Origin of the sequence: Actinoallomurus sp. CA-150999 (genome assembly GCF_050942425.1) — a bacterium.
Classification (GTDB): Bacteria; Actinomycetota; Actinomycetes; order Streptosporangiales; family Streptosporangiaceae; genus Actinoallomurus.
Genome location: NZ_CP192063.1, coordinates 1704699 through 1730572, shown reverse-complemented (window position 1 = coordinate 1730572; position 25874 = coordinate 1704699). Strand labels below are relative to the sequence as shown.

At 71.5% G+C, this 25874-nt stretch carries 27 protein-coding genes; 15 read left to right on the top strand and 12 right to left on the bottom strand.

Annotated elements, in window-relative coordinates:
• Positions 1 to 18: 18 nt before the first annotated feature.
• Positions 19 to 426 (bottom strand): ATP-binding protein, encoded by a 408-nt coding sequence (locus tag ACQP2O_RS08235; protein ID WP_433181410.1) that lies wholly within the window; start codon positions 424 to 426, stop codon positions 19 to 21.
• Positions 427 to 576: 150 nt separating this feature from the next.
• Here ACQP2O_RS08235 and ACQP2O_RS08230 point away from each other — a divergent pair, with 150 nt between their 5' ends.
• From ACQP2O_RS08230 to ACQP2O_RS08215, 4 genes are read left to right on the top strand one after another with little or no spacing between them, the layout of a single operon-like run.
• On the top strand, positions 577 to 1386 hold the full coding sequence (locus tag ACQP2O_RS08230; RefSeq protein WP_433181408.1) for a helix-turn-helix domain-containing protein: 810 nt from the start codon (positions 577 to 579) through the stop codon (positions 1384 to 1386).
• Positions 1383 to 1496, top strand: coding sequence for a DUF397 domain-containing protein (locus ACQP2O_RS08225; protein WP_433181406.1), 114 nt, complete (start codon positions 1383 to 1385; stop codon positions 1494 to 1496). The genes ACQP2O_RS08230 and ACQP2O_RS08225 overlap by 4 nt, the downstream gene beginning before the upstream one ends.
• Complete coding sequence (locus ACQP2O_RS08220) at positions 1493 to 1591, top strand: DUF397 domain-containing protein (protein ID WP_433181405.1); 99 nt, start codon at positions 1493 to 1495, stop codon at positions 1589 to 1591. Before ACQP2O_RS08225 ends, ACQP2O_RS08220 begins: the two co-directional genes overlap by 4 nt.
• Positions 1588 to 1686 (top strand): DUF397 domain-containing protein, encoded by a 99-nt coding sequence (locus tag ACQP2O_RS08215; RefSeq protein WP_433181403.1) that lies wholly within the window; start codon positions 1588 to 1590, stop codon positions 1684 to 1686. Before ACQP2O_RS08220 ends, ACQP2O_RS08215 begins: the two co-directional genes overlap by 4 nt.
• A gap of 39 nt (positions 1687 to 1725) precedes the next feature.
• Here ACQP2O_RS08215 and ACQP2O_RS08210 read toward each other — a convergent pair whose 3' ends face one another.
• Complete coding sequence (locus ACQP2O_RS08210; protein WP_433181401.1) at positions 1726 to 2076, bottom strand: hypothetical protein; 351 nt, start codon at positions 2074 to 2076, stop codon at positions 1726 to 1728.
• A gap of 334 nt (positions 2077 to 2410) precedes the next feature.
• On the opposite strand from ACQP2O_RS08210, the gene ACQP2O_RS08205 reads away from it, so the two are divergent.
• Both ACQP2O_RS08205 and ACQP2O_RS08200 read left to right on the top strand, forming a co-directional pair.
• Positions 2411 to 2842 (top strand): hypothetical protein, encoded by a 432-nt coding sequence (locus ACQP2O_RS08205; RefSeq protein ID WP_433181399.1) that lies wholly within the window; start codon positions 2411 to 2413, stop codon positions 2840 to 2842.
• A 121-nt stretch (positions 2843 to 2963) separates the two neighbouring features.
• Positions 2964 to 4148, top strand: coding sequence for a hypothetical protein (locus ACQP2O_RS08200; RefSeq protein ID WP_433181397.1), 1185 nt, complete (start codon positions 2964 to 2966; stop codon positions 4146 to 4148).
• Positions 4149 to 4227: 79 nt separating this feature from the next.
• Here the strand turns inward: ACQP2O_RS08200 and pip are convergent, their stop codons facing one another.
• Positions 4228 to 5184: a prolyl aminopeptidase gene (gene pip, locus ACQP2O_RS08195; protein ID WP_433181395.1), complete on the bottom strand. Its 957-nt coding sequence runs from the start codon at positions 5182 to 5184 to the stop codon at positions 4228 to 4230.
• 95 nt (positions 5185 to 5279) lie between these two features.
• Here pip and ACQP2O_RS08190 point away from each other — a divergent pair, with 95 nt between their 5' ends.
• On the top strand, positions 5280 to 5855 hold the full coding sequence (locus tag ACQP2O_RS08190; protein ID WP_433181393.1) for a winged helix-turn-helix domain-containing protein: 576 nt from the start codon (positions 5280 to 5282) through the stop codon (positions 5853 to 5855).
• A complete protein-coding gene (locus ACQP2O_RS08185; protein ID WP_433181391.1) occupies positions 5855 to 7681 on the top strand; it encodes an MFS transporter in 1827 nt (608 codons plus the stop codon). The genes ACQP2O_RS08190 and ACQP2O_RS08185 overlap by 1 nt, the downstream gene beginning before the upstream one ends.
• Before the next feature lie 89 nt (positions 7682 to 7770).
• On the opposite strand, the gene ACQP2O_RS08180 is transcribed toward ACQP2O_RS08185, so the two are convergent.
• Complete coding sequence (locus ACQP2O_RS08180; protein WP_433181390.1) at positions 7771 to 8400, bottom strand: GNAT family N-acetyltransferase; 630 nt, start codon at positions 8398 to 8400, stop codon at positions 7771 to 7773.
• 235 nt (positions 8401 to 8635) lie between these two features.
• On the opposite strand from ACQP2O_RS08180, the gene ACQP2O_RS08175 reads away from it, so the two are divergent.
• Positions 8636 to 8977, top strand: a complete 342-nt coding sequence (locus ACQP2O_RS08175; RefSeq protein WP_433181389.1) for a DoxX family protein — start codon at positions 8636 to 8638, stop codon at positions 8975 to 8977.
• A gap of 6 nt (positions 8978 to 8983) precedes the next feature.
• On the top strand, positions 8984 to 9418 hold the full coding sequence (locus ACQP2O_RS08170; RefSeq protein ID WP_433181387.1) for an NUDIX hydrolase: 435 nt from the start codon (positions 8984 to 8986) through the stop codon (positions 9416 to 9418).
• Between the two features lie 114 nt (positions 9419 to 9532).
• On the opposite strand, the gene ACQP2O_RS08165 is transcribed toward ACQP2O_RS08170, so the two are convergent.
• Entirely contained in the window at positions 9533 to 10093 is a 561-nt protein-coding gene (locus ACQP2O_RS08165; protein ID WP_433181385.1) for a MarR family winged helix-turn-helix transcriptional regulator, read from the bottom strand.
• Positions 10094 to 10170: 77 nt separating this feature from the next.
• Between ACQP2O_RS08165 and ACQP2O_RS08160 the strand changes: the two genes are divergently transcribed.
• The gene (locus tag ACQP2O_RS08160) at positions 10171 to 11016 is read left to right on the top strand and encodes an SDR family oxidoreductase (protein WP_433181383.1); all 846 of its coding nucleotides are present in this window, start codon (positions 10171 to 10173) and stop codon (positions 11014 to 11016) included.
• 55 nt (positions 11017 to 11071) lie between these two features.
• On the opposite strand, the gene ACQP2O_RS08155 is transcribed toward ACQP2O_RS08160, so the two are convergent.
• Positions 11072 to 14263, bottom strand: coding sequence for a LamG-like jellyroll fold domain-containing protein (locus tag ACQP2O_RS08155; RefSeq protein WP_433181381.1), 3192 nt, complete (start codon positions 14261 to 14263; stop codon positions 11072 to 11074).
• Positions 14264 to 14671: 408 nt separating this feature from the next.
• Here ACQP2O_RS08155 and ACQP2O_RS08150 point away from each other — a divergent pair, with 408 nt between their 5' ends.
• Positions 14672 to 15682: a LacI family DNA-binding transcriptional regulator gene (locus ACQP2O_RS08150; RefSeq protein WP_433190964.1), complete on the top strand. Its 1011-nt coding sequence runs from the start codon at positions 14672 to 14674 to the stop codon at positions 15680 to 15682.
• A 133-nt stretch (positions 15683 to 15815) separates the two neighbouring features.
• Here the strand turns inward: ACQP2O_RS08150 and ACQP2O_RS08145 are convergent, their stop codons facing one another.
• Positions 15816 to 16640: an NAD(P)H-binding protein gene (locus tag ACQP2O_RS08145; protein WP_433181379.1), complete on the bottom strand. Its 825-nt coding sequence runs from the start codon at positions 16638 to 16640 to the stop codon at positions 15816 to 15818.
• 58 nt (positions 16641 to 16698) lie between these two features.
• Between ACQP2O_RS08145 and ACQP2O_RS08140 the strand changes: the two genes are divergently transcribed.
• Complete coding sequence (locus tag ACQP2O_RS08140) at positions 16699 to 17199, top strand: MarR family winged helix-turn-helix transcriptional regulator (RefSeq protein WP_433181377.1); 501 nt, start codon at positions 16699 to 16701, stop codon at positions 17197 to 17199.
• A 199-nt stretch (positions 17200 to 17398) separates the two neighbouring features.
• Here ACQP2O_RS08140 and ACQP2O_RS08135 read toward each other — a convergent pair whose 3' ends face one another.
• The 5 genes from ACQP2O_RS08135 to ACQP2O_RS08115 all read right to left on the bottom strand — a co-directional run bounded on the left by ACQP2O_RS08135 (position 17399) and on the right by ACQP2O_RS08115 (position 22212).
• Positions 17399 to 18037, bottom strand: coding sequence for a response regulator transcription factor (locus ACQP2O_RS08135; RefSeq protein WP_433181375.1), 639 nt, complete (start codon positions 18035 to 18037; stop codon positions 17399 to 17401).
• The gene (locus ACQP2O_RS08130; protein ID WP_433181373.1) at positions 18028 to 19299 is read right to left on the bottom strand and encodes a sensor histidine kinase; all 1272 of its coding nucleotides are present in this window, start codon (positions 19297 to 19299) and stop codon (positions 18028 to 18030) included. The genes ACQP2O_RS08135 and ACQP2O_RS08130 overlap by 10 nt, the downstream gene beginning before the upstream one ends.
• A complete protein-coding gene (locus ACQP2O_RS08125; protein ID WP_433181371.1) occupies positions 19296 to 20396 on the bottom strand; it encodes a glycosyltransferase family 4 protein in 1101 nt (366 codons plus the stop codon). Before ACQP2O_RS08125 ends, ACQP2O_RS08130 begins: the two co-directional genes overlap by 4 nt.
• Positions 20381 to 21583: a glycosyltransferase 87 family protein gene (locus ACQP2O_RS08120; protein ID WP_433181369.1), complete on the bottom strand. Its 1203-nt coding sequence runs from the start codon at positions 21581 to 21583 to the stop codon at positions 20381 to 20383. The genes ACQP2O_RS08125 and ACQP2O_RS08120 overlap by 16 nt, the downstream gene beginning before the upstream one ends.
• 221 nt (positions 21584 to 21804) lie before the next feature.
• On the bottom strand, positions 21805 to 22212 hold the full coding sequence (locus tag ACQP2O_RS08115) for a hypothetical protein (protein WP_433181367.1): 408 nt from the start codon (positions 22210 to 22212) through the stop codon (positions 21805 to 21807).
• Positions 22213 to 22389: 177 nt separating this feature from the next.
• Here ACQP2O_RS08115 and ACQP2O_RS08110 point away from each other — a divergent pair, with 177 nt between their 5' ends.
• Positions 22390 to 23133: an ABC transporter ATP-binding protein gene (locus ACQP2O_RS08110; RefSeq protein ID WP_433181365.1), complete on the top strand. Its 744-nt coding sequence runs from the start codon at positions 22390 to 22392 to the stop codon at positions 23131 to 23133.
• 2 nt (positions 23134 to 23135) lie between these two features.
• Positions 23136 to 25715, top strand: a complete 2580-nt coding sequence (locus ACQP2O_RS08105; protein WP_433181363.1) for an FtsX-like permease family protein — start codon at positions 23136 to 23138, stop codon at positions 25713 to 25715.
• The last annotated feature ends 159 nt before the right edge of the window (positions 25716 to 25874 follow it).

Genomic DNA, 25874 nt, shown 5'->3' with positions numbered 1-25874 from the left:
GATTTCGAAGTCGGCCGCTCAAATCCGCGCCCATACCCACTTGCCTCCCTGGTCAGGGGTCGGTGTGCAGCCCCACGCGGTGGCGGCGGCGGCCACGAGGAGCAGGCCGCGTCCGCCGTTGTGGTCGAAGTCGTCGTCGTCCAGGTCGGCGAGCGGGTCGGATCCGACCTCCGGGAGTTCGGGGGACGGGTCCCAGACGGAGAGGACGCTTCCCTCGCCGTCCCGAGTGATCATCACTTTGATGAGTTTCCCGGGTGCGGCCTTGACCGCGTTGGTCGCGAGTTCGGAAATGATCAGTTCGGCGTCGGAACACCGGTCGTGCCGGCCGAACTCACCGATGACTATCGAGACCCATCGGCGAATGGCGGGAACGGTGCTCTCGGTAGCCGTGAACGACAGCGCCTGGGACGCCGGAAGGTGATCCATGGGCCATGCCTGTCATCTCTCGACGCGGCTCTCGCCGGCCGAATCCTCCGTTGACCCGCTAATCGTCGTACCGCATTGTTACTCTCTGCATCAGCTTCATATCCACACGTGAGCGGGCTCCGCCTTGTGGACACCGAATGGATGCGAACAATGCCAAAACCCCCCAAAGCCCTAACGCCGGATCAGAGCCTCACGGCCTACTTCGGCTTCGAGGTGCGCAAGCATCGCGAGTACGTGAAGCTCTCCCAGGCCGAGCTGGCCGATCGCCTGCACTGGGCCAAGTCCGCAGTCGGCAACCTCGAGACGGCGTTCCGCTCCCCCACCTCCGACCACGCCAAGGACCTCGACACCTTCTTCGCCACCGACCGCTTCGGCTGGCTCCACGGCCTCATCATCCGCGAAGAGCTCCCCGACTTCTTCCGTCCCTTCGCACGGAAGGAGCCCGACGCAGCGAACATCCGGATGTTCGAGCCGCTCGTCGTCCCTGGTCTCCTTCAGATCGAGGAGTACGCCCGCGCGCTGCTCGCCACCGATCAGAGCCCGGACCAACTGGACCAGGCCGTGGCCGCTCGCTTGGAACGGCAGAAGATTCTTCACCGTAAGGAGCCCACTCCGCCCCGTCTCTGGGTCGTCATTGACGCGGGCGTTCTCAGACGACAGATCGGCGGCGCCGAAGTCATGCGCAAGCAGATCACGCACCTCCTGACGATGACCGAGCGTCACGACGTCACAATCCAGGTCGTTCCGTCATCAGTAGGTGAGTACATTGGCCTGGAAGGCGGCTTCTCGATCCTCAGCTTCGACGATGGCGCGGATATGGCCTACGCAGAAGCTGCAGGTGGAGGGCACATGATCGAACAGCAGAAGGATGTAGCGCGGACCATCACTCGTTTCGAGTTGATCCGGGCTCGAGCCGTCAGCGTCGATGAGAGCACCAGGTTGATCCGGGAGGCATTGTGAACACCCCTCGCCTACTCACGGACTGGCGCAAGAGCAGCCGCAGCGGAAGCTCGGGCGGTAACTGTGTGGAAGTCACCATCACCCACGCCGTGGCCATGGTGACGAAATGACTACCTGCTGGCGTAGGAGTAGTAGAAGCGGCCATTCCGGCGACAACTGCGTGGAAGTCAGCATCGCTGAAGCCGAGGTAGAGGTCGCGCGATGACTACCGATTGGCGGAAGAGCAGCCGGAGCGGCAGCTCAGGTGACAACTGCGTCGAGTTGGCGGTCGTCGGCATGGAGTCCCAACTCGGGAAGTAACAACTCGCTGGCGCGAACCTCGTCCTCCAGCCCCGGTGGTCAGCCGACGGTGGTCCGGAGCCTGGCTGAGGCGGCTTGGACCTGCTGCGCGCTGAAGCAGTCCGGGTGGCTCGTGACGAGGGTGTCGTGCTCCTGCTGCCGCTGCAGTTCGGCGGCCCCCATCGCTGCGCGGCCGGCTTCCGTGCCGTCCAGCGAAGAACCGGAACTCGGGTACAGGGAGATCGACAGAATCCTCTCGTCGTCCCGGTACGACTGGCAGACCCGATCGTGAGGCGATGGCCCGAAGGGGGCCACCTGACTGACCAGAAACACCGTCAGGTAGAGCCCCCAGCCGACAACGCCGGCGATGAGCGCGTCCCTGCCGCTGAGCCTCCTACGCCGGAATGTCACCGGAGCCGCCCCTTCGTCGACTCCGCATTCGACGAAACGAAGATCAGCGCGGTTCCGGCCTCGGGCACTCCACGCGGAGCTCTGCCTGGATTTCGACGGGGACGCGGTCGAGGCCGGGCGGCGGGGCTGACCTGCACGAGTAGAGGCGCTTGAAGGTCCAGCACGCGATGGTCTCGCTCGGTTGTTCGGGGATTTTGACAGCGTGTGCTGGTGACGTGAAAGATCCGTCGGCATGGGCTGGAACACAACGGCACTCTTCGTACGCGATCGCTCTGTCGATGATCTGGTTGACTCTCTTCCGGACCTCGTCGACTACGTCCTCGACGACGAGCAGGTGACGGCCGATCAGGCATGGTCCTTCTCGCCCAGCGAGCGCGTCTATCTCGCCGAGACGGCCGGTTGGAGTCAGATGTGGGACCCCGAGGGCCGGTTCGCAGGCAAGGTGGAGGGCTGGCTGGACCGCAGTGAGCTGGACACGCTCAAGGGAACCCGGGCGCTGGCCGTTCTGTTCTCCAGCGTGATGAGCACCTACGCGTTCTGGCTTTTCGACGACGGCGGGCTGGTCCGCCACGTCTGCTACGAGAACGGCCAGTCCTCGAATGTTCTCGGCGGGACCGTCGGCGAACCGCTCCCGATCGAGGATCAGGTCGAGATTCCCTCCTGGGGACCCGATGAGGACTTCCTGTGGAGCGTGATCGCGAACGTGACCGGGCTGACCGCGGATATCGATCAGCGATTCAATGCCTACGATCTGGTCTGGGATTGAACCTGCCTCGATCCGCGGGATCGGGAGCTACGTCCGTATGCCGAATTTCCTGATCGCCGCGGTTGACGGGCCGGCGTAGTCCGAGCCTTGCCCGCCTGACCACGGCCGTCACACTGGTGGGATGGACGACGCCCTGACCCTCCTCGGCCGGGCGGAACACCTGCGGGTGCTGACCGGGGTGACGGACTCCCGGCTTGCCGCCGGGCATCCGCTGGACGACCCCTCCCACGTGCTGCTGCGCGAACTGGCCCGGGCCGACGGGCTCGAGGCGGTCCGCGCCTACCTCGACCGGCCGGCGCGACGCGGCGCGGCACTGGCCCACGTGGTGTCACGGCTCAAAGACATCGACTACGGGCCACTGAGCGAGCACGACATCGACCCCGCGGCCGTGTGCACGATCCCCGGCGCGGCCCGGGAGGCCGCGCTGGGTCTGCTGTCCGGTACCGCCACCGGCAGGGTCGACGGCGACGGTGTCCGCTGGGCGAACCGGCACTCCTTCGGTGTGCTGCACCGGGACACCGTCGCGTGGCACGCCGGACACCCGTTCACCATGGTCACCGAGCGGGCGGCCTCGGTCTTCGCGCGCCGCTACTACGGATTCACCGTCGGTGACCGCTTCTTCGCCCAGCCGGCGTCCGTACAGGTGGTGGCGGCCGGCTACGACTGGCTCGCCCGCCTGTCGCGGCCGGCGCCGGGCCTGACGCCGTGGCAGCGGTACGGCGTCGCCCTGCTCCGCGACATACCGGCGGACGGCGGACGCGAGCGGCAGGTGCTCGATATGTACGCCACTCACGAGGTCGCGCACACGTACCGCCTCGACGGGCAGGCACCGCTCGAGGAAACGCTCGCCCGCACCGGGCATGACCCGCGCGACGCCTTCCGCCACGGCATTCCCGGCCCGCACCACCTGGGCGCCTGGGACCGCCTCGCGGCCGGCGGCGGCACGCCGGCGCGGAACACCTTCGACGTCACCTTCCTGCTTTCCGACGTGCTGGCGACCCTTACCCAGGCGCTGGTCCGTACCGGCACGACGGTCAACCGGCTGCAGCGCGCATACCTGTGGCAGGCCGTCACCCCACCGACGCCGCGCAGCGCCCGCCGCGGCGTGATCTCGTGCCTGCGGGCCGCCGAGCTGCTCGACGTACCGGGCCTCTTCGCCGACCTGGAGAAGATCTTGACCGCGGCCCGTACGGCGCCGGAGACCGTGTCGAGGCTGCTGATCGCGCTGGAGGAACGCAGCTTGCGGCACCTGCGAGACCGCTTCCCACAGGCCGCGCCGGTCGGCGAGGGTCCGCCGGTCGGTTGATGCCTCTCCGGCTCAGCCGCCGGTGCGCCGACGGACCAGGCCCTTGGCCTTTCTGCGGCAGATCGATGACGAGTCGGGGTCAAGCCGGAACGGCGAACCGGTCGAGGGCTCGGAGTACGTGGTCGCGCGTCGTCTCGCTGCCTATGTGTCCTGCGTCTTCGACGACGATCAACTCCGCGTCGGGCCAGGCGCGGTTGAGCTCCCACGCGGTTTCGAGCGGTCCGCTCATGTCGAGCCGGCCGTGGATCAGGACGCCCGGTACGCCGGCCAGCCGGCCGGCCTCGCGAATCAGCACGCCTTCCTCCAGCCACGCGCCGTGGGCGAAGTAGTGCGAGCAGATGCGCACGAAGGCCAGTCGGGCGGCCGGGGGACGGTCGCCGTAAGGCTTGGAGGTGGTCTCCCCGGAGAGGACCGCGTCCTCCCAGGCGCACCAGTCGGCCGTGGCCTTCTCCCGTACGGCGGCGTCCGGATGCTCCATCAGACGGGCGTACGCGGCGACGATGTCACCGTCGCGCGGCGTGCCGGGGGCACCGGCGAGGAAGCGTTCCCACTGCTCGGGGAAGAACCGCCCGACGCCTCGGTAGAGCCAGTCGATCTCGGAGCGCCGGGTGCTGGTGACGGCGGCGATGACGATCTCCGACACGCGCTCGGTGTACGACTCGGCGTAGGCGAGGATCAGCGTGGAGCCCCACGAGCCGCCGTACAGCAGCCAGCGGTCGATCCCCAGGTGCTCCCGCAGCTGCTCCATGTCGGCGATCAGATGCGGGGTGGTGTTGTGCCGCATGTCGGTCGCGGGATCGCTCGCGTGTGGAGTGCTGCGCCCGCAGCCGCGCTGGTCGAACAGGACGACGCGGTACCGATCCGGGTCGAAGTACCGGCGCATCCCGGTGCGGCACCCGGACCCCGGCCCGCCGTGGACGACGAGCGCCGGCTTGCCGTCCGGATTACCGCAGGCCTCCCAGTACACGAGGTTGCCGTCACCGACGTCGAGCATTCCGCTCTCGTACGGCTCAATCGGCGGATACCGCTCACCCACGGCGGGGCCTCCCAACATCGACGCCCGATGGACTGTACTAGCACAGCATGAAAAGACTCTTTCGAAAGAGTCTTTTCAGAGCTATCGTCCCCGACATGGAGACACCGGAACGGAAGCTCCGCGACCCCGGCGAACTGCGTGCGCTCGCCCACCCCGTACGCATGCGGCTGAGCCAGGCCCTGTACGAGCGCGGCACCGCGACCGCCACCGAACTCGCCGAGATGATCGGGGAGAGCTCGGCGAACTGCTCCTGGCATCTGCGTCAGCTCGCCAAGTACGGCTTCGTCGAGGAGGCCGGCGGCGGCAAGGGCCGGCATCGCCCGTGGCGGCCGGTGCCGCATGCGTTGTCGTGGGGTGACAGTGACGAGTCCGGTGAGGTCGCCGCCGCGAGCGACGCGCTCAGCGCCCAGTTCGTCGAGCAGGAGTTCGCCGGGTTGCGTGACTGGCAGGCGTGGCGGCGCACCGATCCGCCCGAATGGCAGGACGCCGCGAACTGGGTCCAGAACATCGACTGGCTCACCGTGGAGGAGCTGAAAGAGCTCAACGAGGCCATCACCGCGATCGTCGGCCGCCACAAGGAGCGCCGGGACCCGGCCGGACGTCCCCCTGGGGCCCGCCGGGTCCGGGTCTTCGCCTGGGCCGTGCCCGCCGAACCGTACGCCGAAGACTGATGCGCGCCGTCTTCCGGATTCCCGCGTTCCGGCTGCTGTTCGCCGGCCTGGCCGCGAGCATGGTCGGCGACGCGCTGTTGATGCTGGTGTACGCCATCTGGGTCAAGAGTCTCACCGGCTCCAACGGCGCGGCCGGGCTGGTCACCCTGTTCATCGCGGTGCCGTACGTCCTGGCGCCGCTCGGCGGCTGGCTGGTCGACCGCTTCCGGCACCGCCCCTTCCTCGTCGTCGCCAACCTCGCCTCGGCGCTGATGCTGCTCCCGCTGTTCGCCGTACGCGACGCCGCCGACGTCTGGATCATCTACACGGTCGCCGCGCTCTACGGCGTCTCGTCGGTGACGATCGCCGCCGCGCTCAGCGGCCTGTTGAAGGAACTGCTCGCCGACGACCTGCTGGCCGACGCCAACGGCACCCTGCAGACGGTCCGGGAAGGGCTCCGGCTGGGCGGTCCGCTCGCGGGCGCGGCGCTGTTCGCCGCGTTAGGCGGCGCGGCCGTCGCCGCGATCGACGCGGTCACCTTCCTGGTCGCCGCGGTGGCCATCGCCCGCATGCGCCTGCACGAGGAGCCGCCGGCGCCCTCGGGTCTGCACTGGCTGAGCGAACTGACCGCAGGACTGTCGCACATCAGGACCGAAGCGGCACTGCGTCGCATGACGATCGCCACGGCCATCGGCTTCCTGGTCATCGGCATCAATGAGTCGGTGCTGTTCGCGGTCGTCGGACAGGGCCTGCACCGGCCGGCCGCGTTCGTCGGCGTGCTCGCCTCGGCCCAGGGCGTCGGCGCCATCGCCGGAGGACTGTGGGCCGGCCGGCTCGCCCGAGGCGTCGGTGAACTCGCGGCGATCGCGATCGGCATGGCGGCGATCGGAGTCGCCGACGCCCTCATCGCCTTTCCCTGGCTGCCCGTCATCCTCCTGGGCAAGGTCACCGGCGGCCTGGGCCTGACCATAATGATCACCGGGTTCACCACCGTGATACAGCGGCACACGCCCGGCCCCCTGATCGGCCGGGTCTCCACCGCGGCCGAAACGCTGATCAGCGGTCCGCAGACGATCTCCATCGCGGCGGGTGCCGCACTGGTGTCCGTCGCCGACTACCGGCTCCTGCTCGCGGTCGTCACGATCGGCATGCTCACCGCCGCCGCCTATCTGTGGCTCGCCCGTCGGTTGACCGCGCCGCTCCCCCTTGGTCCTGCCCCGATAGGTTCTCGATCACAGCCCGGTAGAGACACGCGTGAGGAAGCTCGTATGGCCTTCATCCACCACACCACCATGACGCCCACCAAGCTGGAGCTGCTCGCCGAGTGGCTGCCGGCTCAGAGCTGGTATGTGGGCGGTGCGGGATCGCCGGAGCTGCTCAAGGCCGGCGGGTTCCGGTTGGACGACCCGGAGGGCGAGGTCGGGATCGAGCTCATGGTTGTGGTCGACGCCGGCGCGCGGGAGCCGGTGGCGTACCTGGTGCCGATGGGCTACCGCGGTGCGGCGCTGGAGGGCGTTCCCGGCGCGGCGCTGATCGGCACCTCCGAGCACGGGGTGCTCGGCAAGCGGTGGATCTACGACGGTGTCCACGACCCGGTGGTGACGGCGCGGTTGCGCGCGCTTCTGCGCGGCGAGGCGGTGCCGCAGCGCCAGAGCGTGAGCGACACCCCGGACCCGACCGTGGTCGTGCACGGAATCAGCCCTGTCGACGGGTCCGATGTGCGGATCAACCGCGTCCTGCGGGCGGAGGAGGCCGCGGAGGGGGCGCCCGGACGCCTCGTCGCCGGGTGGACCTGGCCGGACGGGGCGGCTGCGCGGGGCGTGTTCGCGACCGTCGCACAACGGTAGGTCGGCCGGGTCCGCCGCCGCCCGGCCGGAGTCGGGGGCCACCGCCACCCGGCTCGCCGGCCGCTCGCACTCGCGCCCCCGGCCGGTGCTCAGCGTTCGGGCAGGGTCGGATGGGGAGCGGTCGGCCTGATGTCGATCATGGTGTTGGTGATGGCCCACCGTTCGTGGTCTCGCCAGGCGCCGTCGATGAACAGGAACTCCGGCGAGTTGCCCTCGTGCCGGAAGCCGACCCGGCGGATCAGCCGGATGGAGGCATGGTTGTCGGGCTGGATCTGGGCTTCGAGTCGGTGAAGCCGCAACTGCTCGAAGGCGTACCGCACCACCAGGTCGAGTCCTTCGGTCAGGTAGCCCTGACCGGCGGTGGGAGCGAAGGCGGCGTAGGCGAGGGCGCCGGACTGGAGGCGCCCGCGGATGATGCTGTTGATGTTGACCATGCCGGCGATGGCGCCGGTGCCGCGCACGCAGACCAGCAGCGACTCCTCGTCGGGCTGCTCGTACCGCGCGACGTACGCCTGGAACCGCTCCGGAGTGGAGGGCAGGGACATCCACGGACGATGCAGGTCTTCGCTGACGCTCACCAGATCGAGGAACTCGCGCTGATCACTGCCGGCGAGCGGGCGCAGGGTCACCCTGCGGGCGTCGTCTGGCCGGCCGGCCAAGAAGGCCTCGATCGCCGCGTCGGTCTGCCGCCCGCCCTGGGCTCTTTCCTTATCGATCACAGATGGCACGGTATCGGCCACTTTCCCGGGTCGCGGATGCCGCCGCTGTCACGGGGTGCCGGGTTCGCCGGTGGCGAGGAGGCGGTCGATCGCGGACGGCGGGAAGCCCGGTTCCATGCGCGACCGGCCGAGAAGGCGGTTCGTGCGCGAATGGTTACGGATTGAACAGAACCGTTCAAGTGACCGATGATGACCGTTCAGTCGCTCGATGCGCCGGAGGACGAGGATGCACGTCATGACCATCACACTGTCGGTGATCCTAGGACTGCTCTTCGTGGTGACCGGCATGGTCAAGGTCGTGGACCTACCGGAGTCGTTGAAGATCCGTGACCATCTCGGCCTGCCACCAGAGCTGTGGCGTGCGATCGGGTCACTCGAGGCGGCGGGTGGTGCCGGTTTGCTGATCGGCATGGCGTTTCCGGGCCTCGCCGCGGTCGCGGCGATCGGTCTGACCGCACTGATGTGCGGTGCGATCATCAGCCGCCTGCGGGTCCGCGACTCCGTGACGATGGTCTCTGTCGACGCCGTCGTCCTGGCGCTGGTCGGCGCGCTGGCGTTCCTGATCACCGCGGGCTGAGGCGCCATGACCGAGAAGGTCGTCAAGGACAAGGTGCTCTGTTACGTCGTCCGCGACGGACGGCTGCTGGTCTTCCGGCACGTCGGCCGGTCCTACGAGGAGGTCGGCATCCAGGTTCCCGGCGGCGGCATTCGCCGGGGTGAGGCGCCGGAGGAGGCCGCCCTTCGCGAGGCCCGGGAGGAGACCGGTCTCACCCGGTTCACCATCACCCGGAAGCTGGGAGAGGTCACGTACGACATCAGCCCGTACCGCTTCGAGGTTCAGCGGCGGCACGTCTTCGCCCTGAATCTGGCCGAGCCGGCGCCGGAGCGATGGCTCAGTCAGGAACTTCACGACGGCGAGCGGGAGCCCACGGCGTTCGAGTGTTTCTGGATACCGCTGGAGGCGGCTCACGTCCTCCAGTCGGGCCAAGGCGCCCTGATCGGCGCCCTCTACGACTGAGCCACCGGCCATGCCGTCGCCGTGGACACGTTGCCGTCGCTGGTGACCTTCGATTGCCCTGATCCGCGAAGATTGCGCCGTCAAGACCGGCGGCAAGGTGGGCATCGGCCGTGCTCAGGCGCCGGGGCGCAGCCGGTCGTGGCGGGGGGCGGGGCCGAACTCCGCTTCCAGACCGGCCAGTAGTGGGGCTAGCAATGTGTTGAGGTGGTCGAGTTCCTCCCTGTTCAACGCTCGCTCGAATAGGCGGCGGTCCTCGATCGTGCGTTGCGCGGTGGCGTCGCTCCAGAGGCGGCGCCCCTCCGCCGTCAGGCGGACCGGGCGGCTGCGGCCGTCGGCGGCGGGCGCCGGCTCGACGAGACCGGCTCGGAGGAGGCGGTCGATGCGCACACTGATGGTGCCGGGTGTCAGGCCGAGGGCGTCGGCCAGTTGCTTGGGCGTGCGTTCGTACGGCGGGCCGGAGCGTTGCAGGACGGACAGCGCGGCCCAGTCGCCGACGGTGACGCCCTGCCGGTCGGCGACGCGTTCGAGGACGCGCCCGAACTGCCGCGCGATCCGGCCGATCCGCTGGCGAGCGGCCTCGACGACGGGGTCGACGCCGGAGGGCATCTGCTCGATCCACTCCGCGAAGTCGGCGCCGACCGAGTCGGGCGGGAGCTCGTCCTGCTCTGAGGCCACTGGACACATCCTTCGAACTAAAATACTTTGAGGGTCAAACTTTGATACTCAAACTAGCCTACCGAGAAGGATCGAGTATGCCTGACATGGGAAACGACGCCCGCGTGTGGTTCATCACCGGCACCAGCAGCGGCCTCGGGCGTGCGATCGCCGATGCGGTGCTCGCCCGCGGTGAGCGTGTCGTCGCCACGGCGCGGGACCCGCAGACGGTCAAGGACCTGGTGGAGCGGGCACCGGACCGCGTCCGCGCGGTCGCCCTCGACGTCACCGACCCGGCGCAGGTGGCGACCGCGGTCGGCACGGCGATCGAGGGGTTCGGGCGGATCGACGTGCTGGTCAACAACGCCGGCCACGGTCTGCTCGGCGCGCTGGAGGAGTTGTCCGACGAGCAGATCAACGCGGTGCTCTCCACCAACGTGCTCGGTGTGATCGCCGTGACCCGGGCGGTGCTCCCCCACATGCGGTCCCGCAGGCGCGGGCACATCGTGCAGATGTCCTCGGTCGGCGGCGTGGTCGGCAACCCGGGCCACGCCATCTACGCGACCTCCAAGTTCGCTCTGGAGGGGATGTCCGAGGCGCTGGCCGGAGAGGTCGCGCCGCTCGGGATCCGGGTCACGCTCGTCGAGCCGGGACCGTTCCGTACGGACTTCGCCGGCCGGTCGATGCGGTTCGCCGACCCGATCGACGACTACCGGGAAACGCCGGCCGGGGCCCTGCGGAAGCGGTTCTCCGCCCAGGACGGCGCGCAGCCGAACGACCCGGCCAAGGCCGCCGAGGCGATCGTCCGGGCCGTCGACGAGGAGGACTCGCCGCTGCGTCTGCCGCTCGGCCCGGAGGCGGTGGAGCGGATCCGGCGGAAGCTCCAGGGGCAGCTGGCCGACCTGGAGCGCTGGGAGCCGGTCTCGCTGGACACCCGCTACTGACCTGCCGCGGCGCGGCGACCGCGTGCTGCGGTCGCCGCGCCGGGCCGGTGGGGGGTCAGTTCAGGGTGAGCACGGTGACCGAGTACGCCGGGACCGTGTGCGTGAACGTGGAGCCGAGTCCGGTGATGGTCGTGGTCTTCGGCACCACGTTGGCGGGTTGGGAGATGGTGTTGGTGTCGCCCGGGTGCGCGGAGCTGAGCACCGTCGCGGTGCCCCGCCGTCCGATGTGTCCCGCGCCGCCGAGGTCGACGGAGACCGGCTGGGACGCGGAGCTCGGGTTGACCACCGTCAGGTAGATCCTGCCGCTCCGGCCGTCCTTCGTGGCGACGACGTTGATGCCGCCGACGCCGGTGTACGTCGCGCCGATCACCTGGTCGCCGTGGTTGCGCGCCAGCATCTTCTGCGCGTAGTAGCTGGGCGAACCGTAGCTGGTCAGCGCGTCGAACCCGATGAGGTTGGTCTTCCAGCGGTCGTCGTGGACGTTGACGAGCATCGGGGCGTACGCCTCCTGGATGACCAGGTCGGAGTTGCGTTCCAGGCCGGTGAGCCAGGACGCGTCGCCGATCGCGGCGTTCAGGTCGGGCGTGGGCGCGCCTTCCTGAGCGGCCCACTCGCCCACGAGGACCTTCGGCCCGCTGCGGGAATGGCCGTCGTACAGGTTGGCGTGCGTGTTCATCCAGCCCGGGGACTGGTAGTAGTGATCGTCGACGATGTCGGGCGTCCGTGAGGTCACCGGTGCCGTGGCGATCAGCTGCATCGACGGGTACGCCTTCTTGATGGCGTCGTAGAACATCGGGAAGCGGTAGTTGTCGTAACCGCCGGACTTGTCGAACCAGTCCTCGTTGCCGACCTCCACATAGCGGATCTTGAACGGCGCGGGGTGCCCGTCCTCGGCCCGCTTCTTACCCCACGTGCTCGTGACGGGGCCCGTCGCGTACTCGATCTCGTCCAGGGCGTCCTGGACGTACGGCTGCAGCTGGTCCTGCGGCACGTAGGAGTGGTTGAGCGAGTAACCCGCGTAGACCGCCAGCATCGGTTCCGCGCCCAGCTGCTCGCACCACTCCAGGTACTCCAGCAGGCCCATGCCGTCGGTGGACCAGTAGCCCCAGGCGTCGTCCGGGTGACCGGGCCGGGTCCAGACGGGTCCGATGGTCTTCTTCCAGTCGAACCGGGTGCCGATGGTGTTGCCTTCGAGGTAGTTGCCGCCCGGTTCGCGGATGAAGGCGGGCTTGAGCCCGGCGAACAGCTTCATCAGGTCGGGGCGCAGCCCGTTCTTGACGTTCTTGTACGTGGGCGGGAAGAGCGAGACGTTGTCCAGCCACAGGGTCCGGCCGGCGTTGCCGCTCGTGGACAGGACGAAGCGGGCGTCGGCGGTCGTCGGCGCGTCCGTCTTGGTGCGCAGCGTCGCGGTGAACCGTTTCCAGTCGCCGCCCACGCCGTGGACGTCGGCGCTCGCGTACACCTTGGTGCCGTCGGTGCTCTCCACGTCGACGGTCAGCGGGCCGGTGAGGCCGTCGCTCGCCTTGGCGAAGAACGAGACCTTGTACGTCTTCCGCGGGGTGACCGGGATGCCCCAGTAGCCGCCGTTGGCGACGCCCGCGCGGGCGCCGTGCACGTCGACCTTGAGGGAGCGCGTCAGGGCCGTGTTCAGCGGGTTTCCGGGGTCGAGGGAGATGGCCGCGTCACCGGCCGCGGACCACTCCACCGGCTTGGAGGCGTCGGCCATCATCGAGCGGTTGTTGATCAGCTCGGGGTACAGGCCGCCGGTCATCGAGTGGTTGATGTCCTCGGTCATCAGGCCGAAGAAGGTGGACGGCAGCGAGTGCAGCGACCTGCCCGCGTCGACGCTGAGCGTGCCGCCGATGTTGCCGGCGAGGTCCTGCACCTGGTGGAGGGACATCGCGTAGCCGTACATCCGCACGTCGTCCACCGCGCCATGAAGAAAGTCGCCCGTACGGCCGGCCCCGATGACCGTGTCACCGGTGGCCTTCCACGCCGACGTGTACGCGGCGGAGCCGGCCGGCAGGCCGTTGACGTAGAGCTGCAGCCTCCCGGCCGCGACGTCGTCCACGCCGACCAGGTGGTACCACTGGCCCGCCTTCGGAGCGGCGCTCGCCGCGGCGTACGCGACGGCCGCCGACGAGGAGTCCGAGGCCGGCCGGGCGAACGCGAACCTCCCGCCGCGCAGCTGTAGCTCGTACGCGCTGACCTGCGAGCCGTTCACGCTGGCGAGGTCCTGGTCGCCGGTGGTCTGGTCGAGCTTCGCCCAGGCGGAGACGGAGAACGAACCGCCGGTGTCGACGGTGGGGCCCTGGGAGGTGACCTCGCCGTTCGCGGTGCCGTTGAGGGCGACGGCGTGCGCGCCGACCCGGCCGGTCGTCCAGCTCGCGCCCGACCCGAGGGTGCCGGTGTGGCCGTTGCCGGAGGAGTCGGCGGCGGTGGTGCCGCTGCCCTCGTCGTAGGTCCAGTGCCCGGCCTCCTCGAGCGCCTCCACCTGGCCGGCGGTCAGCGCCCCCTGGTAGAACCGCACGTCGTCCACTGCCCCGTGGACGAAGTCGACCGAGTTGCCGCCGTACTTTCCGCGGCCGATGAGCGTGTGGCCGGTGGCCTTCCAGGGTGCGGTGAAGGCGGCGTCGGTGCCCTCGTCGCCGTCGACGTAGACCTTCAGCTTCCCGGAGGCAGCGTCGTCCACGCCGACGAGGTGGTACCACGTGCCGGCGGTCGGCGAGACCCCGGAGTCCGCGCGGACCTCGGTCGCGTTCGAGTCGTCGGCGGTCCGGCGGGTGAAGGAGAACCCGCCGGACCCGGCGCTCAGCTGCAGGTAGAAGCCGCTGATCTGGCCGCCGTCGATGCTGACCGCGGTCTGGTAGCCGACGGTGGAGTCGAGCTTCACCCAGGCGGAGACGGTGAAGCTCTGCGAGGTGTCCACCACGGGCTGGGGGATGTCCACGGTGCCGTTGCCGGTGCCGTTGAACTGGACCGCGTGCGGGCCGATCTGCCCGCCGGCCCAGGTCGCGCCCGAGCCCAGCGTGCCGGTGTTCCCGTTGCCGGAGGAGTCGGCGGCGGCGGTGCCGCTGCCCTCGTCGAGCGTCCAGTGGCCGGCCAGGGCGGGGCCGTCGGCGGCGGCCGCGCCCGTGGTCGTCAGCACGCCGGCGAGCAACGCCGAACATGCCGTGACCACGAGCGCGGCTCGGGTGCGTGCGCTGCCGGCCGGCCATCGCCGGCCATTGCGATTCGAGGTGAACATGGCGCCTTCCGGTTTCTGGGGGATCCGTGGGCTCCGTATTTCGAGCAGCGGGACGTGGTCCTCTCGGGATGAGACCGCTAACAAAGCGCGCGCCGGCGAGCGAGGATTCGCGCCGAACCCTCGGCTGCCAGGAGGAGGCGCGCCGTCGGGTGAACGGTCTCAGCCTCGGGTAACCGGGTCGATCGGGTGGTATCGAGCGAGTTAAGTGCGCATTGCCCCGGTATTGTTAGCGCTCACAATACGACGTGTCAACGGACCCGCCAGGTCGGTTTCCGGAGGGGTTCGTACGACCTCTCTTCGCTTGACCCCGGTAAGTTGTGAGCGCGAACATGGACCGAACAGGACGTGAACCCGGAGGGAGGAGTCCTGCCCTCGCCCCTGGATGACGTTCCGCTGCGCCGTCCGACCATGGAGGATGTCGCGCGGGCGGTCGGGGTGTCCCATCAGACCGTGTCGCGCGTCCTTCGCGGCCACCCGAACGTACGGGACAGCACCCGCGCGGAGGTGCTTCAGGCGATCAAGGACCTCGGCTATCGCCGTAACTCCTCGGCCCGCGCGCTGGCCACCAGCCGCACGCACACCCTGGGCGTGGTCGCCGTCAACACCGCCCTGTTCGGCCCGGCCAGCACCCTCGCCGGCATCGAGGAGGCGGCCCGCGCCGAAGGGTTCCTGACCTCCACCGTGAACCTCCGCCGGCTGAGCCGTGAGTCTCTGACCCAGGCGCTGGAGCACCTGGGCGAGTGGGGCGTCGAGGGCGCGGTCGTCATCACCCCACAGCGCCAGGCGGTCGTCGCGCTGTCGGCGATGCGACGCCCCTTCCCCATCGTCACCGTGGAGGGCGGACACGACCTCGACATCCCCGGCGTCTCGGTCAACCAGCACCTGGGCGCACGACTGATCACCGAGCACCTGCTCGCCGCCGGTCACCGCACCGTCTGGCACGTCGCCGGCCCACAGGACTGGATCGAGGCGGAGTCGCGCATGGCCGGGTGGCGCGCGGCCCTGGAGGACGCGGGAGCCGAGCCTCCGACTCCCCTGCTCGGCGACTGGAGCCCGCTGTCCGGCTACCGGGCCGGGCAGCAGCTCGCCGGGCAGGCGGCCGGCGCCACGGGACGGGCCGCCGCCCTGACGGCCGTGTTCGTCGCCAACGACCAGATGGCCCTCGGGGTGCTGCGCGCCTTCCGCGAGGCGGGCGTACGCGTGCCGGACGACGTGGCCGTCGCCGGATTCGACGACATCCCCGAGGCCGAGTACTTCGCGCCGCCGCTGACGACGGTCCGCCAGGACTTCGAAACGGTCGGCAAGGCCAGCATCCGGCTGCTCCTCGACCGGATCGAGGGCAACGGCCCCGACGACCCGCACCTGGTCATCGACCCCTCCCTGATCGTCCGCAGCAGCACCGCGACGCCCCTTTCCTAGTGCCGCGGGCTCGGCACCCCGGCGGGCCGGTTCCGGTTCGCCCTGGCGCTGATTCTGCGAGGCGTACGCGACACCGGTGATCCCTTCCCCACGCGACGCCCGGACGCTCCGGCGTGACCCCGCTTCTCGGGCGTCAGGAGAAGTCCGCGGCGTGGTGGGCGGCCCATTCGGCGTAGGTGTACGGCGCCCGGCCGAGGAGGTCGGCCGGAGCCGGCGACACCTCGGCCATCTCCTTGGACTCCGCGCGCATGGCGAGCATGGAGTCGACGACCTCGGCGGGCAGGTGCGCGAGCATCGCCGCGCGTCCCTCCTCGACCGACAGCTCCTGGAACCGCACCGGCCGGCCCAGTACCTCACCGAGGACGCGGACGCGTTCCGCCTCGGTCAGCGCCTCTGGGCCGGTGAGCAGGTGGGCCTTTCCGGCGTGTCCGTCATCGAGGAGGGCGCGGACGGCGACGGCCGCGAGGTCGCGTTCGTCGATCGGCGCGGTGGCGGCGCCGTCCCCGATGCCGCGCACCACCCCGGTGGCCCGGATCTGCCGTGCCCAGTTCAGGTCGTTGGCCATGAAGGCGCCGGGCCGCAGGATCGTCCACGGGAGCCCGGCGCCGGTGACCGCCTGTTCGGCGCCTTGGTGGACGCGCCCGATCGCGTTCGGCCGCTCGTAGGTGACCGCGGAGGCGGACAGCAGGACGACACGGCGGAGGCCGGTCTTCTCGGCCACGTCGATGAATCCGGGGACCCGCCCGGGCACCGGGAACAGGAACGCCGCCTCGACGCCGCGGAGCGCGGCGGGCAGGGTGTCCGGCTCGGCGAGGTCTCCGCGCACGACCTCGACCGTGTCCGGCAGGCCGGCCCGGTCGGGCCTGCGGGTGAGGGCGCAGACCTCTTCGCCCGCGTCCACCAGCTGTTCGACCACCTGCCGGCCGACGTTCCCGGTCGCTCCCGTCACGAGGATCATCACATCTCCATTCGGATAATCGAATACTTTGGATATCCGAATATATAGACTGAGCCTCGTGAGCGACACCCCTCCCTCTCCGGCCGACGCGCCGATCCCGGCGGAATACCGCGAGGTGCTGGCCCTCATTCCGCTGGTCGCGGCCTACTTCCAGCGGGCGCGGGGCGACATGTCCGGGGAGATCCTCGAGGCCTTCCGCACGCACGGGCTCACCGCCCGGCACGGAGCCGTGCTCCCCCACCTGCTGGGCGCCCACGCGATGAGCGTCACCGAACTGTCGCGCCGCCTCGGCATCTCCCTGTCGACCGCCAGCGAGCTCGTCGGCGACCTCAGCCGGGCCGGATGGGTCGAGCGCCGGGAGGACCCGGACAACCGCCGCCGCACCCTGGTGTCCATCGCGGATCGGCACCGCCCGATGATCGAGGCGTTCATCGCCCGGCGGTCCGCCCCGCTGGTGCGCGTCCTACGCGACCTTTCTCCGCAGGACCGGGAGGGATTCGTGACCGGTCTGACCGCCTGGGCCCACGAAGTACGCGACTGGCAGCCGGCGACTCCCTGACCCCGTGCGAGGACCGCGGCCGAAGCGTCGGCTCACGCGGATCGGCACGCCGGGACCCGTGCGGGCGGGCGCCTCCAGGGCCAAGGCGGGGATCCGCCGGACCGGTCGTCAGCCGCGAAGGCAGGTGAGGACGGCGAGAACGGAACGGTGGTCGTCAGCCGCCAGGCAGGTCGAGACGGCGAGAACGGAACGGTGGTCGTCAGGCGCGGAGGTAGGTGAGGACGGCGAGGACGCGGCGGTGGTCGTCGGCCGCGAGCGGCAGGTCGAGCTTCATCAGGATCGAGCCGACGTGCTTGACGACGGCCGCCTCGCTGACGACCAGGCGCCGGGCGATCGCGCCGTTGGAGCGGCCCTCGGCCATCAGCTCCAGCACTTGGCGCTCCCGGTCGGTGAGACGCCTGAGCGGCGAGCCGCCGCGGCGGCCGGACAGGAGCCGCCGGACCACCTCGGGGTCGATGACGGTGCCTCCGCCGGCCACGCGCTCCAGGCCGTCCAGGAACTCGGCGACGTCCCCGACGCGGTCCTTCAGCAGATATCCCACGCCACCGCCGGTCTGCAGCAGGTCGGCGGCGTAGGACTGCTCGACGTACTGCGACAGCACGAGCACCGGCAGCCCGGGATCGTCGCGCCGCAACTCCAGCGCGGCGCGCAGTCCCTCGTCGCGGTGGCCCGGGGGCATGCGCACGTCGGTGACGACGATGTCCGGCCGGTCGTCGGCGACGGCGGCGATCAGCGCCGGGGCGTCGGCGACCGCGACCGTCTCGTGGCCGAACCGGCCGAGGATCTGGGTGAGGCCCTCGCGCAGCAGCACCGAGTCCTCGGCGAGCACTACCCGCATGGGATCTCCACCCGAATGATCGTAGGGCCGCCGGGCGGGCTGGACAGCCGGAGCGACCCGTCGTAGACGGCGACCCGGTCGGCGAGGCCCTGCAGGCCGGTGCCGCCTTCCGGGTCGGCGCCGCCCGTGCCGTCGTCGCGGATCTCGATGACGAGCAGTCGCCCGAGCACCCGGGCGAACACGCGGGCGCCGCCGGCCCCGCTGTGCTTCGCGACGTTGGCCAGCGCCTCGGCGACCACGAAGTAGGCGGCGGACTCGATCGGTTCGGGCGGCCGTGCGGGCAGGTCGACGTCCACGTCGACCGGCACGGGGGAACGCTCGGCCAGGGCGCGTACGGCGGCCTCCAGTCCCCGGTCGGTGAGGATCGACGGGTGGATGCCGCGTACGAGGTCGCGCAGCTCGGCGAGGGCGGCGCGCGCCTCGTCCTGGGCCTTGGCGATCAGCTCGCGATCTCCGTCGAGCCGGGCCAGCCCGAGCGTCATGATCAGCCCGGTCAGCCGTTGCTGCGCCCCGTCGTGCAGGTCGCGTTCGATGCGCCGCCGCTCGGTCTCGAACGCGTCGGCCATCCGGGCCCGGGAGGCGGTGACCGCGACGAGCCGCTCCCCCAGCTCGGTGTCGTGGGAGGGCACGAGCAGGGCGCGGGCGAGCGCGACGCGGGCGCCGGCCAGCACCGTCATGAGGTACACGCCCACGACCGCCACGACGAGTCCCATCGGCGCGGTCAGCCACGCCTCGTCGGGTGTGTCGACGGTCATGGTCGAGCCGTACTGGATCCGGTCACCGCCGCCCACCCACGCGGGCGCGCCGACCTGGACGACGGCGCCGACGACGAACACGAACACGACGGCGCCGTCGAACGCCGACAGGACCGCGTGCAGGAACGCGTAGCCGAGCTCGCGCCACGTCGCCGCCTCCCGCAGCCGGAACCGAACCCGTCGCCCCGGTCGGGGGACGCCCCGGTGCGGTGACGGAGCCGCGCGCGGGTCGAGCCAGCGCAACCGCCGGCGCTCGACCGCCGCCAGCGCCACGGCGAGGAGCGGAACGCAGGCGAGCAGGCCGACGCCCGCGACGACCGGCGTCAGCAGCACGCCGAAGAACAGCAGCGCGGCGGTGAGGGCCAGCCACAGCAGCCCGATCGGAACGCCGGTGACGAGGTAGGCGAACGCGCGCCACGGCCACGAGGAGCACAGGAACCGCAGCGGGTTCCGGGCCAGCGCCCGCCAGACGGTCACCCGTGGGTCCGCGGCCCGTACGTCGCTCACGAGGCGACCGTACGCGACAGCAGCTCGCGCAGGCGTTCGTAGGAGCGGTCCCAGCTCCACGCGGCCGACACCCAGGCGCGGCCCTTCTCGCCCATCGCGCCCGGATCGGTCAGCAGCCCGATCAGCCGGTCGGCGATGTCCGGCACCGAACGCCCGTCGACGACATGCCCGGTCTCCCCGTCCCGTACGGCCTCGGGCGCGCCGCCCGAATCGCCGGCCAGCACGGGCAGCCCGGCGGCGGCCGCCTCCAGGAACACGATCCCCAGCCCCTCGACCTCCAGCCCGCCCAGCCGGCTGCGCGACGGCAGCGCGAACACGTCCGCTGCCGCGAAGAACCACGGCAGCGCGTGGTGCGGATGCCCGCCCGCGAACACGACACCGTTCCCGGCGAGCCGCCGCAGGCGATCCTCGTACGGTCCCGTTCCGACGATCAGCAGCGTCGCGTCCGGCACCGCGCGCCGCACCAGCGGCAGCGCGCCGATCAGCCGATCCTGGCCCTTGCGCGGCACCAGCCGTGACACGGTCAGGATGACGGGCCGCTCCCCCAGGGCGTACCGCCGCCGGATCGCCGCCCGGGCCGCGGCGTCCGGGCGGAACATCGAGACGTCCACCCCGGGCGTCAGGCGCGCCAGGCGCGGGAGCGGACCGAGAGCTCCGGCGATCCGCCGCCGCGTGTACTCGGTCAGGTACGTCACGGTGCCCACCCGGTCACCGATCCGGCGCAGGACCTGCCGCGATCCCGGCAGCGCCGCCCACCCGGTCTCGTGCCCGTGCGTGGTCGCCACCGACGGCAGGCCGAGCGGCCCGGCGAGCAGGCCCAGCGGCGCGGCCGCGCCGAACCACACCCGGTCACAGCCGTACCCCTTCACCAGGGCCGCCGCCGTACCGGCCACCGCTCGCGTCGGCAGCAGCGTGCGGGCCCGGTCCCGTACGACGGGGAAGGGCAGCCGGGCGTCGAACCGGTCCCCGCCCGGCTCCCGCGACGTGTAGACGACGACCTCCTCCGGCGGGAACCGGCGCGCCAGCTCGTACGCGAACGTCTCGATGCCGCCCAGCCGTGGCGGGAAGTCGTTGGTGACGATCAGGCAGCGGCGCACGGCACGATCCCTTCGCGGGTGGCCGCCGGGCGCTCGGGCAGCGTGGCGAACGCGGCCAGGACCGCCGGGTAGAGGAAGTAGCCCCAGCGGGCGGCGGGGAGCAGGCAGATCGCCAGGGCGAGGCCGAGCGCCGCCCTGCGCGCCGCGCCCCGGACGTCCGTGGGCGGGCGGAGCACCAGCGAGACGCCGACGGCCACGGCGGCGAGGGCGAGCAGCGCCGCCGCCACCGCGTACCCGGCCGGGCCGAGTCCGGTGAGGAGATGCCCGGGCAGGGGGCTCGCGGCGGGCGAGGTCGCGGGCGTGAGGCCCAGGGGGAACAGCACGGCGTTGGTCACGAATCCGGACGGGTCCAGTGCGGCGGGCACCCCCACCCCGGCGGTGAGCACGGCGGTCGCGGCGACGACGTACCGTCGCGCCTTCCGCCGCGCTCGCAGCAGGAAGAAGACCGTGATCAGAACCGGCCACGCGGTCGGCTTGAGCGTTCCGGCGGCGCCCAGCGCGAGCCCCGCCGCGCCCGGCCGGTTCCGGGCCAGCGCCAGGCCCAGGCAGGCGCACCCCAGGACGGGCAGGTCGTCGCCGCCGACCGCGACCGGCAGGGCGACCAGCGGGGAGGCGAGGGTGACGATCAGCACCCCCATGCACCCGACCTGGCGCGGCCCGCCATGCGACCGGCTCAGCACCATCCCGGCGATGATCGCGGCGGCGAAGACACCCGTGAACAGGATCCGCGGATCCAGCCCGGTCAGCCCGAACACCGCCATCCCCGGCAGGTACGGGTCGTAGGCGGTGTACGCGGTACCGGGCACGGGCGGGTACGGCGTGCCGTGGCGCAGGAGCGCGGCGCCGGACCGCGCCACCACGGAGACCTCCTCCTGAGCCTGCCCGGTGGCGATCAGCACGGCGAGCGGGACCAGCGCCGCGCCCGCGAACGCGCACGCCCTTCCGGCGGTCCGGCTCGTGACGGCGACGAGCGCGGCGCACGCGTAGCCGACCGCCGCTGCCGTTCCCCAGGCGCGATGCGCGGCCGTTCCCGCCGTGGCGGCGAAGACGCCCGCGAACCCGGCGAACAGCGCGTACAGGTGTGGCTCCGCCACGAACACCCAGCGGTCGGGCTCACGACGGCGCACGCGCTTCCGTGGGTCGCCCGGGTGGCCTGTGATCGGCGGAGGGGAGACGGTGATCGTCATGCGGGTGCTCCTGCGTCGGGGGCGGGTCGATGCCAGCCAACCGACGGCGAGCGCGAAGATCAGTAGGGCGGAATGCCGAGATGCGGTAGACCCGTCCGGGTAGGGCCGGCCCTACTCCGGCTCTCCGGGGCGTGCCGATGTGCCTCCGGTCCGCACCGGATCGGCGGCCGGCCTGGACGCCTGGGAGCACGTCTCCGTCGACGGCCGGTGCTGACCCCCGATCACCGGCCGAACGTGAAGTACCGCGCGGGGACGAACAACTCGTGTCCGGTGGTGAAGCGGACTCGCACACCGTCGGCCCGCCACTCGATCGAGCCGACGGCGACCGACATGGCGGTGTCGACGCGGATCCGATGACCGTACGACAGGCTCGGATCACGGCCGATCATCAGGTGGTAGGACTCACCGGCGAGCGTTGAACGGTCGCGGATCAGGCCGAGATAGTGCGGCGCCCCGTCCTGGTAGGCGACGGTCGACGGCTGGCGGCTCCGGTAGACGACCGCGGATCGCGGCCACGACGCCGCGACGCCCACCGCGACGGTCAGCACGACGCCGAGAACACCGCCGGCGACGATCGGGCCGAGATTCCTCAACCGGCGGATCGCGCGCTCGCTCACTGTGACCCCCACCCCGTCGGCCTCCCCTGCCGTAGATCACCATAGAACGGCCGTCCGGATCAGCGGTGGTCGTCGGTGTGGTGGGCGGTCCACTCGGCGTACGGGTGGGGTACCAGGTGGGGTCAGCCCTACTCCGGCTCTCCAGGTCGCGCCAATGTGCCTCCGGCCCGTACGGGGTTGGGTTGAGGCATGACACAGACGACCGTCCTGGCGCCGGTGGCTCAGGCGGACTCACTCGTGAAGACGTACGGCTCCGGGGAGAACACGGTGGCCGCGCTGCGCGGCGTCTCGGCCTCCTTCGCGCGCGGGCAGTTCACCGCGATCATGGGGCCCTCGGGGTCGGGCAAGTCGACGTTCCTGCACTGCCTCGCCGGGCTGGACACCGTGACGTCGGGCTCGGTCGTGATCGACGGGGTGGACATCACGCGGCTGTCCCGGACGCGCCTCACGAGACTGCGCGGCGAGAAGCTGGGCTTCGTCTTCCAGGCGTTCAACCTGATGCCGATGCTGACCGCCGAGGAGAACATCCGGCTGACCGCGCGGATGGCCGCGCGGCGGGTGGACCGGGAGTGGTTCCGGACCCTCGTGGACGCGCTCGGGCTGCGCGAGCGCCTCGGGCACCGGCCGGCCGAGCTGTCCGGCGGGCAGCAGCAGCGGGTCGCGGTCGCGCGGGCGCTGCTGACCCGGCCGGAGGTGGTGTTCGCCGACGAGCCGACCGGCAACCTCGACTCCTCGGCCGGCGGGGAGGTGCTGCGGTTCCTGCGCGCGGCAGTGGACACGTACGGCCAGACGGTCGTCATGGTGACGCACGACCCGCTCGCCGCGTCGTACGCCGACCGGGTGCTGTTCCTCGCGGACGGCCGGATCGTGTACGAGCTGGCCGGGCCGACGATCGACGCGGTGCACGACGTGATGCGCCGGATGGAGGCCTGAGCATGTGGCTGATCGCCCGCCGGTCGTTCGCGCAGGACTGGGCGCGGCTGACCGCGACGATGCTCGCCGTGCTGTTCTCCGTGGGGTTGATGTCGGGGGCGCTGCAGTTCGCGCTGCGGGCGGAGGCGGCGGTGTCCGGATCGGACGCCAGCGAGTACGCCAGGGTCGACGTGCTGGTGCAGCCGCGCGGCGCCGACCCGGATGACGTGTTCAGCGTGCCGCAGGGTGAGGTACGGCCCGGCGCGATCGCCTCGGTGCCGGGCGTCGCGGCCGTCGCCGGTGACGCGGCCGTGCCGGTCACGATCGTCGGCGCGCACGGAAGGCCGGTGACGCCGCCGGCGGGCGCGGGGACCGCGCTCCGCCCCTGGATCCCCGACGCCCGCCTGAGCGCCTATCACCTGGTCTCCGGGCGGGCGCCGGCCGCCGATGACGAGGTGGCCGTCGTACGGCACGTCGCGAGCGCCGGAGGGCTCCACGCCGGCTCGGCCACGACGCTGCTGCTGCCGAACTCCACGCAGCGCGTGCGGGTCGTCGGCGTCGTCACCGTACGAGGGCGGGGGGCGGTGGCCTCCGGCGACCTGATCCTCGGCACGCCGACGGCCGTTCATCGCGCCGCCGGGCTGCGGCCGGGCACCTGGCAGGGCCTGTGGGTGAAGGCCGCGCCGGGCGTCACGGCCGCCGCGCTGCGCGCCCGGCTGGTCCCGGTGATGCGCCCGGACGTCGTGCGGAAGGCCTCCGACGTACGGCACCGGCAGTCGGCCGAGCTGCAGGGGGCGGGGGCGTCCGTCGGCGGGGCGATCGGCATGCTGGCGTCGGTCGCGGTGTTCACCGGCCTGTTCGTGGTCGCGAACGCCTTCGGAACGCTGGTCCGTCAGCGCACCCGGCGGCTGGCCCTGCTGTCGGCGATCGGGGCCCGGCCCCGGCAGATCAAGCGGCTGGTCCGCTTCGAGGCGCTGGTCCTGGGGGTGGTCGCCTCGGCGGGCGGCCTTGTGGCCGGGTACGGCGTGTCGGAGATCCTCACGCGGCTGTTCGCCCAGGACGGCTTCGACATCTCCGCCGGTGAGGTGCAGGTCGGCTGGGTCGCGCTGGTCTTCCCGTTCGCCGCGGGCGTCGTGACCACGCAGCTGGCCGCCTGGCGGCCGGCCCGCCGCGCGGCGCGGATCGCGCCGATCGAGGCGCTGCGGTCGTCCACCGCGGAGGGCCGGGGACGGATCTGGCCCCGGCTCGTCGGCGCCCTGGCGATCTTCGGGGCGTCGTGGATGTTCTTCGGCCCCGTCTTCGCGGTCGCGAACGACAAGACCGAGGTCGGGATCGACCGGACCATCGGGATCGTGGTGCTCATCCTCATGGGCTCGATGGTGTGCGTGTCGGGGCTGGCGGTGCTCGCGCCGTTCTTCGTCGGGCCGCTCGGCGGCCTGGTCGGGCGGCTCGGCATGCTCGTCAGCGGCGAGTCGGGCCGGCTCGCCCGCGCCACGATCACGCGCAGCCCCCGCCGGGTCTCCTCGGCCGCCGCCTCGCTCATGCTCGGCGTGGCGCTCGTCGCCGCGACCGGACTGCTGATCACCTCCGTTCATCAGCGCGGCGCCGAGGCCGGCGCGCAGACGCTCGCGGCCGACCACGTCATCGCGACCAACGGCCGCACCTCGGACGGTGCCGCCCCGCTGCCCGGCGACACGGCGGCCCGGGTCGCACGCGTCCCCGGGGTGACCGCCGCGGTCGCGCTGACGCGCACGGAGGTAGAGCTCGTGTCGCCGAAGATGAAGATCGCCGACGAGGTCCCCGGCCCGCCGGTCTTCCTCAACGTGACCGGCGCGTCCGACGTACGGCCGGTGCTGCGCTTCGGCGGGCACCTGCCCGCCCTGCGGCCCGGCGAGATCGGAGTCGCGTCGCCGCTCGTGACGGCGTATCACCTGTGGCCGGGCCGCCGGATCGTCGTGCACGGAGCGCGCGGCAACGTGACGCTCACCGTGGCCGGCCGCTACCACGACCCCTCGCACGTGTTCGCCGACCAGGCGCTCGTCGCCCCGGCCACGATGGCGATGCTCGACCCGGGCGCGACCACGTCGGCCGTGCTGGTCCGGGGCACCGCGCCCACGCGAGCCCTCGCGGCGGCCGTCGCCGACGTCCCGGTCGCGCGGGTGTACGAGCCGGCGGCCTACGTCCGGGTCGCCGTCGCGTCCATGGAGAAGGGCCTGCGGGTGGTCTACGGGTTCATCGGGATGTCGCTGGTGATCTCCCTGTTCGGGATGGCCACGACGATGTCGCTCAGCGTCTTCGAAAGGACGCGGGAGTTCGGCATGCTCGGCGCGGTCGGGACGACCGTGCGGCAGATCCGGTCGATCGTCCGCTGGGAGGCCGCGACCGTCGTACTGCTGGGCGTGCTGCTCGGCATGGCGACCGCCGTCGGCACCGTCGCGCTGCTGCACGTGGCCACCGGCAGCTCGTACATCCGGGTGCACCTGCCGTGGTGGCTGCTCGCCGTGGTCGTCGGCGGCGCGGGCGCCGTGACGTGGGCGACGTCGGCCCTGCCCGCCCGCCGCGCCGCCGGAGTACCGGTCCTGGAGGCCGCCAAGGCGGAATGACGCGCAGCGCCGACGGCGGGCCCGCTGGAGGACCGTCGACGCCGCCGAGGGACGCTCACCGGCGCGCGACGCCGATGGCGGGCCCGCCCATGGGCCGTCGACGCCACCGAGCGATGCCTGCCGTTACGGCGGGCCGGCCCGAGGGTCGTCGACGCCGTC

Coding starts and splice junctions, on each gene's coding strand:
- ACQP2O_RS08235 (WP_433181410.1), bottom strand. CDS start 426: ATGGATCACCTTCCGGCGTCCCAGGCGCTGTCGTTCACGGCTACCGAG.
- ACQP2O_RS08230 (WP_433181408.1), top strand. CDS start 577: ATGCCAAAACCCCCCAAAGCCCTAACGCCGGATCAGAGCCTCACGGCC.
- ACQP2O_RS08220 (WP_433181405.1), top strand. CDS start 1,493: ATGACTACCTGCTGGCGTAGGAGTAGTAGAAGCGGCCATTCCGGCGAC.
- ACQP2O_RS08215 (WP_433181403.1), top strand. CDS start 1,588: ATGACTACCGATTGGCGGAAGAGCAGCCGGAGCGGCAGCTCAGGTGAC.
- ACQP2O_RS08200 (WP_433181397.1), top strand. CDS start 2,964: ATGGACGACGCCCTGACCCTCCTCGGCCGGGCGGAACACCTGCGGGTG.
- ACQP2O_RS08190 (WP_433181393.1), top strand. CDS start 5,280: ATGGAGACACCGGAACGGAAGCTCCGCGACCCCGGCGAACTGCGTGCG.
- ACQP2O_RS08185 (WP_433181391.1), top strand. CDS start 5,855: ATGCGCGCCGTCTTCCGGATTCCCGCGTTCCGGCTGCTGTTCGCCGGC.
- ACQP2O_RS08175 (WP_433181389.1), top strand. CDS start 8,636: ATGACCATCACACTGTCGGTGATCCTAGGACTGCTCTTCGTGGTGACC.
- ACQP2O_RS08170 (WP_433181387.1), top strand. CDS start 8,984: ATGACCGAGAAGGTCGTCAAGGACAAGGTGCTCTGTTACGTCGTCCGC.
- ACQP2O_RS08160 (WP_433181383.1), top strand. CDS start 10,171: ATGCCTGACATGGGAAACGACGCCCGCGTGTGGTTCATCACCGGCACC.
- ACQP2O_RS08155 (WP_433181381.1), bottom strand. CDS start 14,263: ATGTTCACCTCGAATCGCAATGGCCGGCGATGGCCGGCCGGCAGCGCA.
- ACQP2O_RS08150 (WP_433190964.1), top strand. CDS start 14,672: ATGGAGGATGTCGCGCGGGCGGTCGGGGTGTCCCATCAGACCGTGTCG.
- ACQP2O_RS08145 (WP_433181379.1), bottom strand. CDS start 16,640: ATGATCCTCGTGACGGGAGCGACCGGGAACGTCGGCCGGCAGGTGGTC.
- ACQP2O_RS08135 (WP_433181375.1), bottom strand. CDS start 18,037: ATGCGGGTAGTGCTCGCCGAGGACTCGGTGCTGCTGCGCGAGGGCCTC.
- ACQP2O_RS08120 (WP_433181369.1), bottom strand. CDS start 21,583: ATGACGATCACCGTCTCCCCTCCGCCGATCACAGGCCACCCGGGCGAC.
- ACQP2O_RS08110 (WP_433181365.1), top strand. CDS start 22,390: ATGACACAGACGACCGTCCTGGCGCCGGTGGCTCAGGCGGACTCACTC.
- ACQP2O_RS08105 (WP_433181363.1), top strand. CDS start 23,136: ATGTGGCTGATCGCCCGCCGGTCGTTCGCGCAGGACTGGGCGCGGCTG.